This window comes from Mycobacterium sp. 663a-19 (genome assembly GCF_035616495.1).
Classification (GTDB): Bacteria; Actinomycetota; Actinomycetes; order Mycobacteriales; family Mycobacteriaceae; genus Mycobacterium.
This window is the reverse complement of sequence record NZ_JAPJAV010000057.1, coordinates 1-265: the sequence shown is the minus strand read 5'-3', so window position 1 is coordinate 265 and position 265 is coordinate 1. Positions and strand designations below refer to the sequence as shown.

The following is a 265-nucleotide window of genomic DNA, read 5'->3' as shown; positions in this document are numbered from 1 at the left end:
GGCCAGCGCACCCGCGCTGGCCTCGGATGCCGCGGTGTCGGTGCCGGTGTTGTTCGCCGCCCAAGTCGCGGCCACCCCGACCGCGCCGGCCATCACCTACCTGGACCAGTCGATGACGTATGCGGAGTTGGATGCGGCCGCCACCGGCATCGCGCGCATGCTGGCCGGGCGGGGGGTGGGCCCGGGCCGGTGTGTGGCGCTGCTGCTGGGCCGCTCGGGCCAGGCGATCACCGCGATGCTCGGGGTGCTCAAAACCGGGGCCGCC

The 265-nt window shown here is 75.1% G+C and carries 1 protein-coding gene; it reads left to right on the top strand.

What is annotated here, in order from left to right:
- Nucleotides 1-265 (top strand): AMP-binding protein (locus OQ968_RS24850; RefSeq protein WP_324682307.1); only part of this gene is annotated, 265 nt, incomplete at both ends.